Consider the following 17,078-nt stretch of genomic DNA (forward strand, 5'->3'; position numbering starts at 1 on the left):
GGAAACTCGATCATGATGAAAGGACAACTGGCCGGCCTGATGCGCCAGGCGCAGCAGATGCAGGAAAACATGAAGAAGGCGCAGGACGCCCTGGCCGAGATCCAGGTCGAAGGCGCCGCGGGCGGCGGCCTGGTCAAGGTCACCATGTCCTGCCGTCACGACGTCAAGCGCGTCGAGATCGATCCCTCGCTGCTGGCCGACGACAAGGACATGCTTGAAGACCTGGTTGCCGCCGCGTTCAACGACGCGCTGCGCAAGGCCGAGGCCACCTCCCAGGAAAAGATGGCGTCCGTTACCGCCGGCATGCCGTTGCCCCCGGGCATGAAGCTGCCGTTCTGATCGAACGCCCGGGCCGTCGCCGCATCCCGCGGCGCGGCTATTGCCGTCCGCAAGATTTCGCCGCGCCATGGATCCACTACTGCCCGAACCCGAACCGCTCGTCTCGTTGATCGAGGCCCTGCGGCGCCTGCCTGGCGTGGGCGTGCGCTCTGCCCGGCGCATGGCCTATCACCTGCTGCAGCACGACCCCCAGGGGGCCGACATGCTGGGGCGGGCGTTGGCGGGCGCGGTGCGTGACCTGCGTCATTGCTCGCGTTGCAACAGCTTCGCCGAAGAAGACGTGTGCGCCACCTGCGCCAACCCCAAGCGCGATCCTTCCCTGCTGTGCATCGTCGAAACGCCGGCCGACCAGAACATGATCGAGTCCAGCCACGGCTACCGCGGCCTGTACTACGTGTTGATGGGCCGGGTTGCGCCGCTGGAAGGCATCGGGCCGCGGGAACTGGATTTCGACCGTGTCATCCGCCGGGCGACCGACGGGGTGGTGCAAGAGGTCATCCTGGCCACCAACTTCACGGCCGAAGGCGAGACCACCGCGCATTTCCTGGGGGAAGCCCTGGGCGAACGCGGTCTGCGCGTGACGCGCCTGGCCCGCGGCGTGCCTGCGGGCAGCGAACTCGAATACGTGGACGCCGGCACCATCGCCTGGGCACTGATGGAACGCAAGACCACCTGACGTGCCCGCGTGGCGTTTGCCGGGCGAAGGTCGTGCCGTCCACGGGGCGCGCACAGGCCTTGGGGCGGCGGGGCGGGGCAGGGTATCCTGTACCGCTCGCAAATCGATCCGCGGCGCATGTACGGCGCGGACACCCACGAGGAAGACACCCATCATGTCAGCCCTGACCGGACTGAAAGTCCTGGAACTCGGCACGCTCATCGCCGGGCCGTTCGCCGCGCGCATCTTCGGCGAGTTCGGTGCCGACGTCATCAAGGTCGAAACCCCGCACGGCCCCGACGGTACGGGCGGCGGTGACCCTATCCGCAGTTGGCGCCACCTGCACGAAGGCAATTCGCTGTGGTGGACGGTACAGGCCCGCAACAAGCAATCCATCGCGCTCAACCTGAAGCACCCCGACGCCCGCGAGATCGCCCGCAAGCTGGCGCTGGACGCCGACGTGGTGGTCGAGAACTACCGCCCCGGCGTGCTGGAAAAATGGGGCTTGGGCTTTGAACAGCTGCGCGCCATCAACCCCGCCTTGATCATGGTGCGCCTGTCCGGCTACGGCCAGACGGGGCCGATGAAAGACCAGCCGGGCTTCGGCGCCATCGGCGAATCCATGGGCGGGCTGCGCTACGTGTCCGGCCATCCCGACCGGCCGCCGCTGCGCGTGGGCATCTCGATCGGCGACTCGATCGCGGCGCTGCACGGCGTGATCGGCGCGATGATGGCGCTGCGCCATCGCGATGCCACCGGCGGCCGCTGGAACGGCCAGAGCGGCGAGGCCTGCCGCGCCGGCCAGGGCCAGATGGTCGACGTGGCGCTCTACGAAGCGGTTTTCAACATGATGGAAAGCCTGGTGCCCGAATACGACGTGGCCGGCGTGGTGCGCGAGCGCACGGGCGGCGCGCTGCCCGGCATCGTGCCGTCCAACACCTACACCACCCGCGACGGCCAGAACGTCGTCATCGCCGGCAATGGCGATGCGATCTTCCACCGCCTGATGCGGGCCATCGGCCGCGATGACCTGGCCACGGACCCGGACCTGGTCCGCAACGACGGGCGCGCCCGCCGCGTGGACGAGATCGACGGCGCGATCCAGGCGTGGTGCGGCGGCCGTGACATTGACGAAGCGCTGAACACCCTGAAGGCGGCCGACGTGCCGGTCGGCAAGATCTACAGCGTGGCCGACATGTTCACCGATCCGCAGTTCCTGGCGCGGCGCATGATCGAGCAGCACCAGTTTGCCGATGGCCGTCCGGTCAAGCTGCCGGCGGTGGTGCCCAAGCTGTCCGAGACCCCCGGCGGCACCCGCTGGATCGGCCCCGCATTAGGGGAACATACCGAGGAAGTCCTGAAATCGCTGGGGTATGATTCAGCGGCTATCGACAAGCTGGCGCAGATCGGCGCTATCGGTAAGCCTGATCCCAAGGAGACAACACATGTCAGTCACACGCCGTGATTTGCTCAAGATGGCCGGCGCTGCCGGCGTCATGGGCATGGCCCCCGCCATCGTGCGCGCCCAGAAGCTGGAGAAGACCAAGGTCCAGATCGCCGTGGGCGGCAAACCCCTGATCTACTACCTCCCGCTGTCCATCGCCGAGGCCCGTGGCTACTTCAAGGACGAAGGCCTGGACGTGTCGATCGCCGACTTCGCCGGCGGTTCCAAGGCGCTGCAGGCGGTCGTGGGCGGCAGCGCCGACGTGGTCTCCGGGGCCTTCGAGCACACGCTGGCCATGCAGTCCAAGGGCCAGTTCTACCGCGCCTTTGCCTTGCAGGGCCGTGCACCGATGATCGGCGTGGGCGTGTCCAGGAAGAACATGCCCAGCTACAAGGGCCCGGCCGACCTGAAAGGCAAGAAGATCGGCGTGACCGCGCCGGGTTCGTCCACCAACATGGTGGTCAGCTTCTTCCTGGCCAAGCACGGCCTGAAGGCCTCCGACGTGTCCATCATCGGCGTGGGCGCCGGCGCGGGTGCGGTCACCGCGCTGCGCAGCGGCCAGATCGACGCCATCTCCAACACCGACCCCGTGGTGTCGATGCTGGAAATGCCGGGCGACATCCAGATCATCGTCGACACGCGCACCCTCAAGGACACCCAGGACATCTTCGGCGGCAACATGCCGGCCGGCTGCCTGTATGCCCCGCAGGCGTTCATCGATGCCAATCCGAACACCACCCAGGCGCTGACCAACGCGCTGGTGCGCGCCGACAAATGGATCCAGAAGGCCGGCCCCGAGGAGATCGCCAAGGTCGTGCCCGAAACCTACCTGCTGGGTGATCCGGCCGTCTACAAGGCCGCCATCGGCAAGAGCCTGGAAGGCCTGTCGCCCGACGGCCTGATCCCCGAAGACGGCGCCGCCACGGCGCTCAAGGCCCTGGCCGCCTATCAGGCGGACTTCGACGCCGCCAAGATCGACGCCTCCAAGGTCTGGACCAATGACTTCGCGCGCCGCGCCAACGAGAAATACCCCAATGGCTGAAGCCGCGCTTTCGCTGGAAAACATCAGCTGCACCTTTGTCTCCCGCGACGACCGCTCGCAGCGCTACACCGCCGTCAGCGACACGACCCTGGCCATCGCGCCCGGCGAGTTCGTGTCGGTGGTGGGCCCCACGGGCTGCGGCAAGTCCACCCTGCTCAACGTCAGCGCCGGCTTGCTGGCGCCGTCGTCCGGCCAGGTGAAGGTCTTTGGCCAGCCGCTGTCCGGCATCAATTCGCGGGCCGGCTACATGTTCCAGGGCGAGGCATTGCTGCCGTGGCGCAGCGCGCTGGACAACGTCGTGGCCGGGCTGGATTTCGCCGGTGTGCCGCGCGCCGAAGCCCTGGAACGCGGCCGCGAATGGATGCGCCGCGTCGGACTGGGCGGGTTCGAAGGCCGCTATCCGCACCAGATGTCCGGCGGCATGCGCAAGCGCGCCATGCTGGCCCAGACGCTGATCCGCGATCCCGACATCATCCTGATGGACGAACCGTTTTCCGCGTTGGACATCCAGACCCGCCAGCTGATGGAAAACGAGGTGCTCGACCTGTGGATGGCCAAGCGCAAGGCCGTGCTGTTCATCACGCACGACCTGGACGAGGCCATCGCCATGAGCGACCGCGTCGTGGTGCTGTCGGCCGGGCCGGGCACGCACCCCATCGGTGAATTCGCGATCGATCTGCCGCGCCCGCGCGACGTGGCCGAAGTGCGCAACAACCTGCGCTTCGTCGAACTGCATGCGGCCATCTGGGCCGTGCTGCGCGAGGAAGTGCTCAAGGGCTATGCCCAACAGAAGCGGGCCTGACCTATGTCCAAGTCGTTCAAACCCGGTTCCGCCAGCCTGCGCTTCTGGCAGTTGCTGCTGCTGGTCATCATCCTGGGCGTCTGGCATCTCGCCTCGCGCGATTCCAAGGTCGCCTTCTTCTTCGGCGAACCCCTGAAGGTCTGGGGCCGCATCTGGGCCTGGTTCGTCACCAACGCCGACATCTATACCCACTTGTGGGTCACGTTGACCGAAACGGTGCTGGCCTTCTTCATCGGCACCATCGCCGGCCTGGCTTTCGGCCTCTGGCTGGGCCTGTCGCCGCGCGCCAGCGCCATCCTGGACCCCTACATCAAGGCGGCCAACTCGATGCCGCGCGTGATCCTGGCGCCGATCTTCGGCATGTGGTTCGGGCTGGGCATCTGGTCCAAGGTCGCGCTGGCCGTGACGCTGGTGTTCTTCATCGTCTTCTTCAACGTCTACCAGGGCGTGCGTGAAGTCAGCCCGACCCTGCTGGACAACGCCCGCATGCTGGGCGCGCGCCAGCGGCAATTGCTGCGCCACGTCTACCTGCCGTCGGCCACCAGCTGGGTGTTCTCCAGCCTGCACACCTCGGTGGGCCTGGCCTTCGTGGGCGCGGTGGTGGGCGAATACCTGGGCTCGGCCAGCGGCGTGGGCTACCTGATCCTGCAGGCCGAAGGCACGTTCGACGTCAATACCGTGTTTGCCGGCATCGTGGTCCTGACGGCGTTCGCGCTGGTGCTGGACTACATCGTCGGCGTCGGCGAGAAACGGCTGATGAAGTGGCAGCCCAAGTCGGGCGAGACCGAAAAGCTCTGATCCGCTGCTTGTCGAGAAGCCCATGAAAAAGCCCGGCCTGGCCGGGCTTTTTCATGGGCGTCGCGCACAAGGGGCGCGAGCCCGCGGGGTACTGAGAAGCGGCCTAGGCCTGCAGTGCGCGCTGGCTGCGCAGCCACGCGGTCAGGCTGTCGAACGCGTCCTGCGCGCCTTGCAGCGCACGCGCTTCGTGCCCCTGGGCGGCGCTGTCCAGATGCTGCAGGAAGCCCTTCCACAGCGCGCCGACCTCGTCGCCATAGCCGCGCAGGTAGCTCAGCGGCAGGGGCGGGGTCACGTCTTCCAGCCGCTTGGCCAGGAAGCGCCCGCCCAGTTGCGAGCCTTCCACTACATAGGCCACGCCCAGTGCATAGGCGTCGGCCTGGTCCGGCGCGGGGGCGTCGGCGCAGTGCGCAACCGGGGCCGCGTCGCCCGCCGCGTGCAGGTCTGCGCGGATCAGGGCGCTTTTGCCCGCGCGGGCCGGGGCGCGCAATTCGGCCGGCCATTCCAGCTGCCACAGGCGCTGTTCGACCGGTTCCAGCCAGCCCAGCAGGGCCCGCAGGTAGTTCAGGTAATGGGCGCGGCTGACGTCGCCGTCGGCCAACGCCAGGCCTTGGTCCAGGGTTTCGTGGCGTGCGCGGGTGCCGTCCCGCAAAACCTGGTGCACGGGGGAGATCATGCGAAGCTCCTTGAGGGTTTCAACAGGCCTGCGGCGCAACCGGCAGGTGCAGCGTCCAGCGCTGCGACTGCCGCTCCAGGCGCCAGCCCGATGCGGCGGCCAACAGCTCGATGTCGTGCGTATCGAACAGCTGCGGCGCGGTCGGTGCCTGGGGCATCGCTGAAAAATCCGCGTGCCAGGCCCGCGTGTCCGTAGCGTCCAGCGCCAGTTCGCCGCCTTCGGGCAGCCACGGCAGCATGCACAGCAGCCACGCCATCACCAGGTAGCGCGATGCGAACGCGGGCAGCTCGATCGCCGCGGCGTCCTCGGGCCAGCGCACCTGGCGCCTGGACCACATCAATTGCGAAAACAGCAGCTTGCGGCATTGGCGCAGCAGCGCATCGGCCGGCAGGCAGGCGCCATTGTCGATCAGCCACTGGTCCAGGTCGCGCACCACGTTGACGCTGTCTTCGAGCATGTGGTGCAGATCGCCCGCCAGGCGTTGGCAACGCTGCTGCAGGGCATCGGCGCTGGCGCCTTCCGGCGCCTGGCGCAGCATGGCTACGGCCAGCGTGGCGTTGGACAGCGGCGCAAGGGTCTCGTGCCGCAGGACGGGAAAGATCTGCGCCAGGACCTTGAAGCGCACGCCGTCGGCGGCCAGGGCCGGCGCGGAAAGGGCCAGGGCGGAAGTATCGGCGTGCATGGGTGGCCTCAATCCGCCTGCCGCAGCACGTTCAGGAGTGCGTCGGGGTCGGCGGGTTTTTCGATCCAGCCGTTGAACAGGCGGGTGGCCTCTTCGTGGCGCTCGTGGCGGGCCAGGCCGCTCAGGGCATAGATGCGGGTCGACGTGCTGCGCTCGCGCAGCCGGCGGGCCAGTTCGTAGCCGTCCATGTCGGGCAGCAGGATATCGACCAGCACCGCTTGCGGGTCGAAGGCGGCGACCTGCGCCAGGGCGTCTTCGCCAGTGACGGCGCAGCGGGTTTCCAGGCCGGACAATGCCAGGAATTCGGCCAGCAGTTCAGAGCCCATTTCGTTGTCGTCGACCAGCAGGACGCGTAGCGAGCGCGCTTCGTTCAAATCATGTCTCCAGGATGCGGGTTGCGGGCGGCGCATCGGCGCCGCGCGGCAGAATAACAGTGAAAACCACCCGGCCGTCATGGCAGCCGACGGTGATCTCGCCATCGTGGTCGCGGACCACCTGTTCGGCAATATACAACCCCAGCCCCAGGCCATTGCGGTTGCGCGAATGGCCCATGGATTCCGGCTTGAAGGGCGAGAACAGATGCGCCATGACCTCGTCCGGTATCGGGGCGCCGTGGTTCACGACCGTCAGTTCGATGGCCTCGCCGTCCTGTCGCGCCGTCACGTGGATCGGCATGCGTGGTGCGCCGTGCTGGCGGGCGTTGCTCATCAGGTTGGTGACCACCTGGGCGATGCGGTCGGTGTCGGCCATCAGGGTCAGCCCGGGCTGTACGTCGGGTTCGATCAGCAGGCCGGGGTAGGCCTGGCGCTTTTCCTCGATCAGGCTGTTCAGCAGGTCGGACAGGCGGCATTCGCGCTTTTCGATGCCCAGCCCCATGCCGGCCTGCAGGCGCGACAGGTCCAGCACCTGCGAGATCAGGCGTTGCATCCGGCCGCTGGAATAGCGGATGCGCTCGCCCATGCGGGCGCCGGAATCCGTTTTCGACAGCAGCGTGGCCGCCATGGAAATGGATTGCAGCGGATCGCGCAGGTCGTGGCCCAGCATCGCCAGCAGCGCGGTGCGGGCGCGATCCACGTCGGCAGCGCGGCTGGTGGCGATGTGCGAGAGTTCGTCGCGCAGGTTGTCGGCCGCTTCCCGTTCGGCCGGCAGCCACGGTGCGCTGGTGTCGCGGGTGACTTCGCGCCACGCGTCGAACGAACCGCGCGGCGTCAGGCGCGGCCCCAGGTTGCCGACGGCGTATTGCTTTTCGGGCTTGCCGCCCCACACCACGGTTTCGATCTGCTCTTTGCGCAGCCAGATCAGCCAGCCGTTGTTCATGGGGTCGAACTTGCAGGCCAGGAGGCCCGCGTACGGCACCAGGTCGGTTTGCAGGTCGGGGTAGTCGCGCGCGATGTTGTGGGTGTGAACCAGCCGCTGGCCGCTCTGGTCCAGCGCGCACAGGATGCCGGCCAGTTCGCCGCGCGGCGCAATGCCGCCGAACACCGTCACGCTGTTGCCCCACAGGCACAGCGCGGCGTCGTTGGGGACGAGCGCGGCGGGCGTGTCCGGGCCGCCGGACAGCGCCAGGTGCACATTTTCCGAAGCCGACACGCGTTCTGCCAGGCGGCTGACCAGCGCGGCGCTGTGGCGCGCGTTTTCGGCGCGCTCGCTGCCTTCGATGTTGGCCAACGCCGCCGACAGCACCTGCGCCAGCGCCTCGCAGGCCAGCCGGGCGGGGTAGGGGATCTGGCGCGGGGAATGGTGATGGCAGGCGATCATGCCCCACAGCTTGCCGCCGATCACCAGCGACAGGCTCATGGAGGCGCGCACGCCCATGTTCGCCATGTATTCCAGATGAATCGGCGACACGCTGCGCAGCACCGAAAAGCTCATGTCCAGCGGCGGTTCGTCAGCGCTGTCCTGGCCCAGCACGCGCACGGGCTGGTATTGCGCGTCGGCAATCTGGCGCAGCGTATTCACCGTATACAGGCGTCGCGCCTGGGCGGGGATGTCGCCGGCCGGATAGCGCCGTCCGACCCAGTCTTCCAGCGTGGGGTCGCCCCGCCGCTCGGCCACGATTTCGCCACTGTCGTCCGGATGAAAGCGGTAGGCCATGACGCGGTCAAAGCCGGTGGCGCGCTGTACTTCCTGCACCGTGCGATCCAGCAGGCTGGCGATGTCGCGTTGCACGCGGATGCGTTCGATGCCGCGGTAGATGCGCGCGGGGTCGGCGATGTCGGCAGCGTCGCCGCGGCGTTCCAGTTCAAGCAGCGTCAGGCCGTCCCCGTTGCGGTGGGCAATGACGTCATAGGTATGTTCATTCAGCACCAGGGTCAGCGGATCGAACACCGGGTCGGCGCTGTCCAGCCAGACCGACAGGTAGTGCGACAACCCCGGTGGCAGGGCGCCGGGTTCGCAGCGATAGCCCAGCGCAAGGGGCGTGCCCAGTACCTGCGGCGCGGTTTCGCTCGCGTAGCGCAGCACGCCCGCGGCGTCGAACGCGAGCAACGCGCCCAGGGGCTGGATGGCGCCCGGTACGTGGATCGGTTCGCTGTCGCAGTTTGCGAGCGTGACAGGCGGGTGGGACTGGGTAGGCGCATTCATTCTAGGCTTGTCCTGGGAGTGCGCAGTGTGCTGTCATTATGTCAAAGTTCTTGCGAATGTGTTCATTTGCTGCGCCTCGGACATTCGACGCTCAAAGGCGTTACGCGCTTGGGCGCCAACCGGTCTTAATCCCCTTACGGAGTTTTCATGGCGCGTCTTCCTTACGCCGATTTGTCTCATCCCGACGCGAAACCGCTGGTGGACCGCATCGTCGCCGAACGCGGCAGCGTGCTGCATCTGTACCAGATGCTGCTGCACAGCCCGGCCGTGGCCGGGGGCTGGCTCAATTACCTGACGTCCATCCGCCAATTGTCGTCGTTGCCGGGCGATATTCGCGAGCTTGTGATCATGCGGGTGGCGGTGATCAACGGCGCGCCCTACGAGGCCGACCAGCACGCGCCGATCGCCCTGAAAGAAGGCCTGACGCAAGCCCAGCTGGATGCCTTGCCCGATTGGCAGGCATCACAACGGTTCAGCGAGCGAGAACGCGCGGTCTTGGCCTATACCGACGCCATGACGCGCCAGGTGCAGGTCCCCGAAACCGTGTTCCAGGCCGCGCGCGCCGCGATGGGTTCGGACAAGCTGACGGTCGAGCTGACCGCCACGGTGGCCGCCTACAACATGGTCTCGCGCTTCCTGGAAGCGCTGCAGGTGCATTCGCACGACCACCGCTGAAAACCGTCCGGGGGCGCCGCCCGCCGGACGGGGCGGGGCTCAGCCGCGCTGGGCCTCGATCAGCGCGTCCAGCTTGATGGCGTCGGCCACGAACGCGCGAATGCCCTCGGACAGCTTGTCGCTGGCCATGGCGTCGTCGTTCAGCTGCGTGCGGAAGGCCACTTCGTCCGAGGCGATGCGGGCGATGTCACCGCTGAGGGCATCGGCGCGCAACTGCGCCGGGGCGTCACCGTCGGTGGCCGCCAATTGGGTCAGCAGCTCGGGGCTGATGGTCAGGAGGTCGCAGCCCGACAGCGCCAGGATCTGGCCCACGTTGCGAAAGCTGGCGCCCATGATCTCGGTGGCGATGCCGAAGCGCTTGTAGTACTGGTAGATGCGGGTCACGGACTGCACGCCGGGATCGCGCGCGCCGGCATGGTCGGCTTCGACCCAGGCGGCGCCGGCGGCCTTCTTGTGCCAGTCGTAGATGCGGCCCACGAAGGGCGAAATCAGCTGCACCTGGGCGTCGGCGCAGGCCACGGCCTGCGGCAGCGAGAACAGCAGGGTCAGGTTGCAGCGCACGCCCTCGGCCTGCAGCGCGCGGGCGGCCTGGATGCCTTCCCAGGTGGAGGCGATCTTGATCAGGACGCGCTCGCGCGGCACGCCGGCCGCTTCGTACAGCGCGATCAGGCCGCGGGCGCGTTCGATCGTGGCGCGGGTGTCGAACGACAGGCGGGCGTCGACTTCGGTCGAGACCCGGCCGGGCACGATGTTCAGGATGGCGCGGCCGAATGCGACCAGCAGGCGGTCCATCAGTTCGGCGGTGGGGGCGCCGCGGTGGTCGCGGGCGGTCTTTTCCAGCAGCGGGCGATAGGCGTCCTGCTGCACGGCCTTAAGAATCAGGGACGGATTGGTGGTGGCGTCGGTGGGACGCAGCGCCTTCATCGCTTCGAAATCGCCGGTGTCGGCGACAACGGTGGTGTGATTGCGCAGGGCGTCAAGTTGGCTGGGCATGGACAGAACGGCTCACAACGTCAGGGTTGAAGGTGCTTTAGCGTATCACTGCCGACAGGCCAATTCTTCGATCCTGGCCTTATTTGGCGCGGTTTTCCGGGGAAAACGGCCGCTCAAGGTATAATTCGAAGGTTTGATTATCGATTCATAAAACCGGGGTTTACTGTGCTGCCGCAACTTTTTCCCGAGGGGATCAACCGCTTCCCTCCTGCAATTCTGGCTCTGGCGGACGGTACCATTTTTCGAGGCGTGTCGATCGGTGCGCCTGGGCATACCGTTGCCGAAGTGGTGTTCAACACCGCGATGACCGGGTACCAGGAAATTCTCACCGATCCCAGCTATAGCGGCCAGATCGTCACGCTGACCTATCCGCACATCGGCAATACCGGCATCAACGCCGAAGACGTCGAGGCGAACCGCGTCTACGCCGCCGGCCTGGTGGTCCGCGACTGTCCCGCCCGCGTGTCGAACTTCCGTTCCACGCAATCGCTGCCCGAGTACCTGTCTGCCCAGGGCATCGTTGCCATTTCCGGCATCGACACCCGCAAGCTGACCCGCATCCTGCGTGAAAAGGGCGCCCAGGGCGCCTGCATCTTCGTCGGCACCGACGCCGACCGCGCCGTCGAACTGGCCCGCGGCTTTGCCGGCATGGCCGGCCAGGACCTGGCCAAGGTCGTGTCCATCAAGTCCAACGCCACCTGGACCGAAGGCACCTGGCAACTGGGCGAAGGCTACACCCAGCCCGACCAGTCCAAGTTCCACGTCGTCGCCTACGACTTCGGCATCAAGTCCAACATCCTGCGCCTCCTGGCCGATCGCGGCTGCCGCCTGACGCTGGTGCCGGCCCAGACCAGCGCCGAAGAAGTGCTCAAGCTCAACCCCGACGGCGTGTTCCTGTCCAACGGCCCCGGCGACCCCGAGCCCTGCGACTACGCCATCGCCGCCACGCGCACGTTCCTGGACAAGAAGCTGCCCATATTCGGCATCTGCCTGGGCCACCAGATCATGGGCCTGGCCGTTGGCGGCAAGACGCTCAAGATGAAGACCGGCCACCACGGGGCCAACCACCCGGTGCAGGACCTGGCTTCCAAGCGCGTCTTCATCACCAGCCAGAATCACGGTTTCGCGGTCGACGCGGCCAGCCTGCCGGCCAACGCGCGCGTCACGCACGTGTCGCTGTTCGACGGCACGCTGCAGGGCTTCGAGCTCACCGACCGTCCGGCCTTCTGCTTCCAGGGCCACCCCGAAGCCAGCCCCGGTCCGCACGACATCCTGGAGCTCTTCGACAAGTTCATCAGCCTGATGTCCGGCCAAAAGTAAAGATTGCATCATGCCCAAGCGTACAGACCTAAAAAGCATTCTCATCATCGGCGCCGGCCCCATCATCATCGGGCAGGCCTGCGAATTCGACTATTCCGGCGCGCAAGCGTGCAAGGCGCTCAAGGCCGAGGGTTACCGCACCATCCTGGTGAACAGCAACCCCGCCACGATCATGACCGACCCGGAAACGGCCGACGTCACCTACATCGAGCCCATCACCTGGCAAGCCGTCGAAAAGATCATCGAGCGTGAAAAGCCCGATGCGCTGCTGCCCACCATGGGCGGCCAGACCGCGCTGAACTGCGCGCTCGACCTGGCCCACCACGGCGTGCTGAAAAAGCACAATGTCGAACTGATCGGCGCCAACGAGCACGCCATCGAAAAGGCCGAAGACCGCCAGAAGTTCAAGCAGGCCATGACCGACATCGGCCTGGAATCGGCCAAATCGGGCGTCGCCCACAGCATGGACGAAGCCTGGGAAGTGCAGCGCCGCATCGCCGCGGAAGTCGGCACCTCGGGCTTCCCCGCCGTCATTCGCCCCAGCTTCACCATGGGTGGTTCGGGCGGCGGCATTGCCTACAACGCCGAAGAATTCGAAACCATCTGCCGCCGCGGCCTGGAAGCCTCGCCTACCAGCGAACTCCTGATCGAAGAGTCGTTGCTGGGCTGGAAGGAATTCGAGATGGAAGTCGTCCGCGACAAGGCGGACAACTGCATCATCGTCTGCTCCATCGAAAACCTGGACCCGATGGGTGTGCACACCGGTGACTCGATCACCGTGGCGCCGGCCCAGACGCTGACCGACAAGGAATACCAGATCATGCGTAACGCATCGATCGCGGTATTGCGCGAAATCGGCGTGGACACCGGCGGCTCGAACGTGCAGTTCGCGGTCAATCCGCAGAACGGCCGCATGATCGTCATCGAGATGAACCCGCGCGTGTCGCGTTCTTCGGCGCTGGCCTCCAAGGCCACGGGCTTTCCCATCGCCAAGGTCGCTGCGCGCCTGGCCGTGGGCTACACGCTGGACGAACTCAAGAACGAAATCACCGGCGGCGCCACGCCGGCCTCGTTCGAACCGTCGATCGACTACGTCGTCACCAAGGTGCCGCGTTTCGCCTTCGAGAAATTCCCCACCGCCGACGCCCGCCTGACCACCCAGATGAAGTCCGTGGGTGAAGTCATGGCCATCGGCCGCACCTTCCAGGAATCGTTCCAGAAGGCGCTGCGCGGCCTGGAAGTCGGCGTCGACGGCCTGAACCAGAAAACCACCGACCGCGAAAAGCTGCAGGTCGAGCTGGGCGAACCCGGTCCGGAACGCATCTGGTACGTGGGCGACGCCTTTGCGCAAGGCTTCACGCTCGACGAAGTGCACGCCATCACGCACATCGACCCCTGGTTCCTGTCGCAGATCAAGGAAATCGTCGACATCGAGCTCGCGCTCGAGCAAAAGACGCTGGCCGACCTGGACTACGCCACCCTGTGGGAACTGAAGCGCCGCGGTTTCTCCGACCGCCGCCTGGCGTTCCTGCTGGATTCGGCCGAATCCGAAGTGCGCAAGCTGCGTCACCAGCTGAACGTGCGTCCGGTCTACAAGCGCGTGGACACCTGCGCCGCTGAATTCGCCACCCGCACGGCCTACATGTACTCCACCTACGAGGAAGAGTGCGAAGCCGCGCCCACCGACCGCAAGAAGATCGTGGTGCTGGGCGGTGGCCCGAACCGCATCGGCCAGGGCATCGAATTCGACTACTGCTGCGTGCACGCCGCGCTGGCGCTGCGCGACGACGGGTACGAGACCATCATGGTCAACTGCAACCCGGAAACCGTGTCCACCGACTACGACACGTCGGATCGCCTGTACTTCGAACCCCTGACGCTCGAAGACGTGCTGGAAATCGTCCACAAGGAAAACCCGGTCGGCATGATCGTCCAGTACGGCGGCCAGACCCCGCTGAAGCTGGCGCGCGCCCTGGAAGCCAACGGCGTGCCCATCATCGGCACCAGCCCCGAATCCATCGACGTGGCCGAAGACCGCGAGCGCTTCCAGAAGCTGCTCAACAAACTGGGCCTGCGTCAGCCGCCCAACCGCACGGCCCGCACCGAAGGCGAGGCCCTGGCCCACGCCACCGAAATCGGCTACCCGCTGGTGGTGCGTCCCAGCTACGTGCTGGGCGGCCGCGCGATGGAAATCGTGCACGAGCAGCAAGACCTCGAACGCTACATGCGCGAAGCCGTCAAGGTCAGCAATGACTCGCCGGTGCTGCTGGATCGCTTCCTGAACAACGCCACCGAAGTCGACGTCGACTGCCTGGCCGATGGCGAAACCGTCTTCATCGGCGGCGTCATGGAACACATCGAGCAAGCCGGCGTGCACTCGGGCGACTCCGCCTGCAGCCTGCCGCCTTACTCGCTGTCGGCCGACGTCATCGCCGAAATCAAGCGCCAGACCACCATGATGGCCAAGGCCCTGAACGTCAGCGGCCTGATGAACGTGCAGTTCGCCATCCAGGGCGGCGACGTCTACGTGCTGGAAGTGAACCCGCGCGCTTCGCGTACGGTGCCTTACGTGTCCAAGGCCACCGGCCTGCAACTGGCCAAGATCGCCGCGCGCGCCATGGCCGGCCAGACGCTGGCGGCCCAGGGCATCACCAAGGAAGTCGTGCCGCCTTACTTCTCGGTCAAGGAAGCCGTGTTCCCGTTCGTGAAGTTCCCGGGCGTGGACACCATCCTGGGTCCGGAAATGAAGTCGACCGGCGAAGTGATGGGCGTGGGCACCAGCTTCGGCGAAGCCTTCGTGAAGTCGCAGTTGGCCGCGGGCGTGCGCCTGCCGGAATCCGGCACGGTGTTCATCAGCGTGAAGAACCAGGACAAGCCCCGCGCCGTCGAAGTGGCGCGCGGCCTGCACGCCCTGGGCTTCAAGCTGGTCGCCACGCGCGGCACGGCGGCCGAGATCGAAGCGGCCGGCATTCCCGTGCAGCGCGTGAACAAGGTCACTGAGGGCCGTCCGCACATCGTCGACATGGTCAAGAACGGCGAGATCTCGCTGGTCATCAACACCGTCGAAGAGCGTCGCAACGCCATCGTCGACTCGCGCACCATCCGCACCCAGGCGCTGGCCGCCCGCGTGACCTTCTTCACCACCATCGCCGGCGCCCGCGCCGCGGTCGAAGGCATGCAGTATCTGCGCCAGGGCTTGGGCCTGCAGGTCTATTCCCTGCAGGAACTCCACGCGTCTTTGACTGACAAATAGTGCTTGGGCGCGCAGAGGGCGCGCTGCAAGTGAAGTGAGGTGAGGGCAAAAGAATGAAATGGTTCATTCTTGCGTTATTCATTGTGTGCGCCACGGTAGTTCACTACCGTGGCCGAGTCAGGCACCGGTTCTCGCGGCAGGCGTTGGATCACTCCACGTTCACGGCGCCGCTGAACTGCTTCATGTACGCGTTCTCCAGCGTGCCCAACAAGCCCTATCTCGATCTGGATCAGTTTCCAGAGCTGAAGGTCTTGTTGGACCGCTGCGACGAAATCCGGGCGGAGGCCGTCAACCTGTATGGCGACGGCCACATCAAGGCCTCGGATAAATACAACGACGCGGGCTTCAATTCCTTCTTCAAGACCGGCTGGAAGCGTTTCTACCTGAAATGGTATGACGCCGACCATCCGTCGGCCGACGCCCTGTGTCCGGTCACGACCCAGTTGCTGGCAGGCATTCCCACCATCAAGGCGGCGATGTTTGCCTCGTTGCCTCCGGGCAGCCGCCTGCCGCGGCATCGCGACCCGTACGCCGGTTCGTTGCGCTTTCACATGGGCCTGATCACGCCGAACAGTCCCGACTGCTATATCGACGTCGACGGCCAGCAATACCACTGGCGCGACGGCGAAGCGGTGGTGTTCGACGAAACGTTCATCCATTACGCCGAAAACAAGACCGACCAGAACCGCATCATCCTGTTCGCGGACGTCGAACGCCCCATGCGTTACCGCTGGGCCCAGGCGTTCAACCGGGTGGTGGGCGGTTTCCTGCTGCGTGCGGCCGCAGCCCCCAACCAGGAAGGCGACGCCACCGGTGGCATCAACCGCATTTTCGGTGCGGTGTACGCGGTCAGGCGTTTCGGCAAGGCGCTCAAGAAAAAGAGCAAGCCGCTGTACTACCTGTCCAAATGGGCGCTGGTGGCGGCGATCTTCGCGCTGATCTTCCTGTAATCCGCGGCGCCGGCCTTCCTGTAGGATATCGGGCGGCCCTCCCTGGCGGGAGGCGCCGCCTTTTTTCATCCGACCCAGGCGAACTCATGGACAGAGTCTTCATTACCGGTGCCAGCAGCGGCTTGGGCCGAGCCCTGGCCCAGCAATACGCCGCGGCCGGCGCCACGCTGGGCCTGCTCGGGCGGCGCGAAGACGCGCTGCGCGAACTGGCCGCCAGCCTGCCGGGCCAGCACCGCTGGTACGCGGTGGACGTGCTTGATCGTCCGGCGCTGCATGCCGCCGCGCAGGATTTCATTGCGTTTTGCCAGGGGCGGGTAGACGTGGTCATCGCCAGCGCCGGCATCAGCGCAGGCACCCTGACCGGGCACACCGAAGACTTTGACGTTTTCAAAGCCATTGTCGACACCAACCTGTTGGCGACCGTGGCCACCTTCGAACCCTTCGTGGACGCCATGCGCGCCGCGGGCGGTGGGCGGCTGGTAGGTATTGCCAGCGTGGCCGGCGTGCGCGGCCTGCCCGGGGCAGGCGCCTACAGCGCGTCGAAATCGGCGGTCGTGACCTACTGCGAAAGCCTGCGGCTCGAGCTGGCGGGCGACGGCATCCGCGTCGTCACCATTGCGCCGGGCTACATCCGCACGGCGATGACCGCGCACAATCCGTATTCCATGCCGTTCCTGATGGACGCGGACGCCTTCGCTCGACGGGCGCACGCAGCCATCGCGCGAGGCACGTCGTACACGGTGATTCCCTGGCAGATGGGCGTGGTGGCCAAGCTGATGCGGCTGTTGCCCAATGCCGTCTACGACCGCCTGGCGCGCAATGCGCCGCGCAAACCGCGCAAGGCGGACAAGGCGGGGCAGTAGGAGATA

General features: G+C 66.3%; 16 protein-coding genes. 11 read left to right on the forward strand and 5 right to left on the reverse strand.

Annotated elements, in window-relative coordinates; translation table 11 throughout:
* Positions 1-12 precede the first annotated feature (12 nt).
* The 6 genes from AC6LJ2_RS11920 to AC6LJ2_RS11945 all read left to right on the forward strand — a co-directional run bounded on the left by AC6LJ2_RS11920 (position 13) and on the right by AC6LJ2_RS11945 (position 5,080).
* Positions 13-339: a YbaB/EbfC family nucleoid-associated protein gene (locus AC6LJ2_RS11920; protein ID WP_025137446.1), complete on the forward strand. Its 327-nt coding sequence runs from the start codon at positions 13-15 to the stop codon at positions 337-339.
* 67 nt (positions 340-406) lie between these two features.
* Positions 407-1,015, forward strand: a complete 609-nt coding sequence (recR, locus tag AC6LJ2_RS11925; RefSeq protein ID WP_006385499.1) for a recombination mediator RecR — start codon at positions 407-409, stop codon at positions 1,013-1,015.
* A 154-nt stretch (positions 1,016-1,169) separates the two neighbouring features.
* Positions 1,170-2,459, forward strand: coding sequence for a CaiB/BaiF CoA transferase family protein (locus AC6LJ2_RS11930; RefSeq protein ID WP_498151424.1), 1,290 nt, complete (start codon positions 1,170-1,172; stop codon positions 2,457-2,459).
* Positions 2,440-3,480, forward strand: coding sequence for an ABC transporter substrate-binding protein (locus AC6LJ2_RS11935; RefSeq protein ID WP_498151425.1), 1,041 nt, complete (start codon positions 2,440-2,442; stop codon positions 3,478-3,480). The genes AC6LJ2_RS11930 and AC6LJ2_RS11935 overlap by 20 nt, the downstream gene beginning before the upstream one ends.
* On the forward strand, positions 3,473-4,282 hold the full coding sequence (locus AC6LJ2_RS11940) for an ABC transporter ATP-binding protein (RefSeq protein WP_263911480.1): 810 nt from the start codon (positions 3,473-3,475) through the stop codon (positions 4,280-4,282). The genes AC6LJ2_RS11935 and AC6LJ2_RS11940 overlap by 8 nt, the downstream gene beginning before the upstream one ends.
* Before the next feature lie 3 nt (positions 4,283-4,285).
* Complete coding sequence (locus AC6LJ2_RS11945) at positions 4,286-5,080, forward strand: ABC transporter permease (RefSeq protein ID WP_263911482.1); 795 nt, start codon at positions 4,286-4,288, stop codon at positions 5,078-5,080.
* A 103-nt stretch (positions 5,081-5,183) separates the two neighbouring features.
* On the opposite strand, the gene AC6LJ2_RS11950 is transcribed toward AC6LJ2_RS11945, so the two are convergent.
* Genes AC6LJ2_RS11950 through AC6LJ2_RS11965 form a run of 4 tightly spaced genes read right to left on the reverse strand, consistent with a single transcriptional unit; the run spans position 5,184 to position 9,018 of the window.
* Complete coding sequence (locus AC6LJ2_RS11950; protein ID WP_263911484.1) at positions 5,184-5,753, reverse strand: biliverdin-producing heme oxygenase; 570 nt, start codon at positions 5,751-5,753, stop codon at positions 5,184-5,186.
* Between the two features lie 19 nt (positions 5,754-5,772).
* Entirely contained in the window at positions 5,773-6,435 is a 663-nt protein-coding gene (locus AC6LJ2_RS11955; RefSeq protein ID WP_263911486.1) for a hypothetical protein, read from the reverse strand.
* An 8-nt stretch (positions 6,436-6,443) separates the two neighbouring features.
* A complete protein-coding gene (locus AC6LJ2_RS11960) occupies positions 6,444-6,809 on the reverse strand; it encodes a response regulator (RefSeq protein ID WP_263911488.1) in 366 nt (121 codons plus the stop codon).
* Between the two features lies 1 nt (position 6,810).
* Complete coding sequence (locus tag AC6LJ2_RS11965) at positions 6,811-9,018, reverse strand: ATP-binding protein (protein ID WP_445657238.1); 2,208 nt, start codon at positions 9,016-9,018, stop codon at positions 6,811-6,813.
* A 147-nt stretch (positions 9,019-9,165) separates the two neighbouring features.
* Between AC6LJ2_RS11965 and AC6LJ2_RS11970 the strand changes: the two genes are divergently transcribed.
* Positions 9,166-9,693 carry a carboxymuconolactone decarboxylase family protein gene (locus AC6LJ2_RS11970; RefSeq protein WP_263911491.1) on the forward strand — a complete coding sequence of 176 codons (528 nt, stop codon included), beginning with the start codon at positions 9,166-9,168 and terminating at the stop codon, positions 9,691-9,693.
* Between the two features lie 39 nt (positions 9,694-9,732).
* Here the strand turns inward: AC6LJ2_RS11970 and tal are convergent, their stop codons facing one another.
* Positions 9,733-10,686 carry a transaldolase gene (gene tal / locus AC6LJ2_RS11975; RefSeq protein WP_498151426.1) on the reverse strand — a complete coding sequence of 318 codons (954 nt, stop codon included), beginning with the start codon at positions 10,684-10,686 and terminating at the stop codon, positions 9,733-9,735.
* Positions 10,687-10,851: 165 nt separating this feature from the next.
* Between tal and carA the strand changes: the two genes are divergently transcribed.
* The 4 genes from carA (at position 10,852) to AC6LJ2_RS11995 (ending at position 17,072) form a co-directional block, all read left to right on the forward strand.
* Positions 10,852-12,006 carry a glutamine-hydrolyzing carbamoyl-phosphate synthase small subunit gene (gene carA / locus AC6LJ2_RS11980; protein ID WP_498151427.1) on the forward strand — a complete coding sequence of 385 codons (1,155 nt, stop codon included), beginning with the start codon at positions 10,852-10,854 and terminating at the stop codon, positions 12,004-12,006.
* A gap of 10 nt (positions 12,007-12,016) precedes the next feature.
* Positions 12,017-15,259 (forward strand): carbamoyl-phosphate synthase large subunit, encoded by a 3,243-nt coding sequence (carB, locus tag AC6LJ2_RS11985; protein ID WP_263911494.1) that lies wholly within the window; start codon positions 12,017-12,019, stop codon positions 15,257-15,259.
* A gap of 53 nt (positions 15,260-15,312) precedes the next feature.
* A complete protein-coding gene (gene lpxO, locus AC6LJ2_RS11990; protein ID WP_263911495.1) occupies positions 15,313-16,209 on the forward strand; it encodes a lipid A hydroxylase LpxO in 897 nt (298 codons plus the stop codon).
* Positions 16,210-16,295: 86 nt separating this feature from the next.
* Positions 16,296-17,072, forward strand: a complete 777-nt coding sequence (locus tag AC6LJ2_RS11995) for an SDR family oxidoreductase (protein WP_263911497.1) — start codon at positions 16,296-16,298, stop codon at positions 17,070-17,072.
* The last annotated feature ends 6 nt before the right edge of the window (positions 17,073-17,078 follow it).

Source organism: Achromobacter sp. 1014246743, from assembly GCF_059760725.1.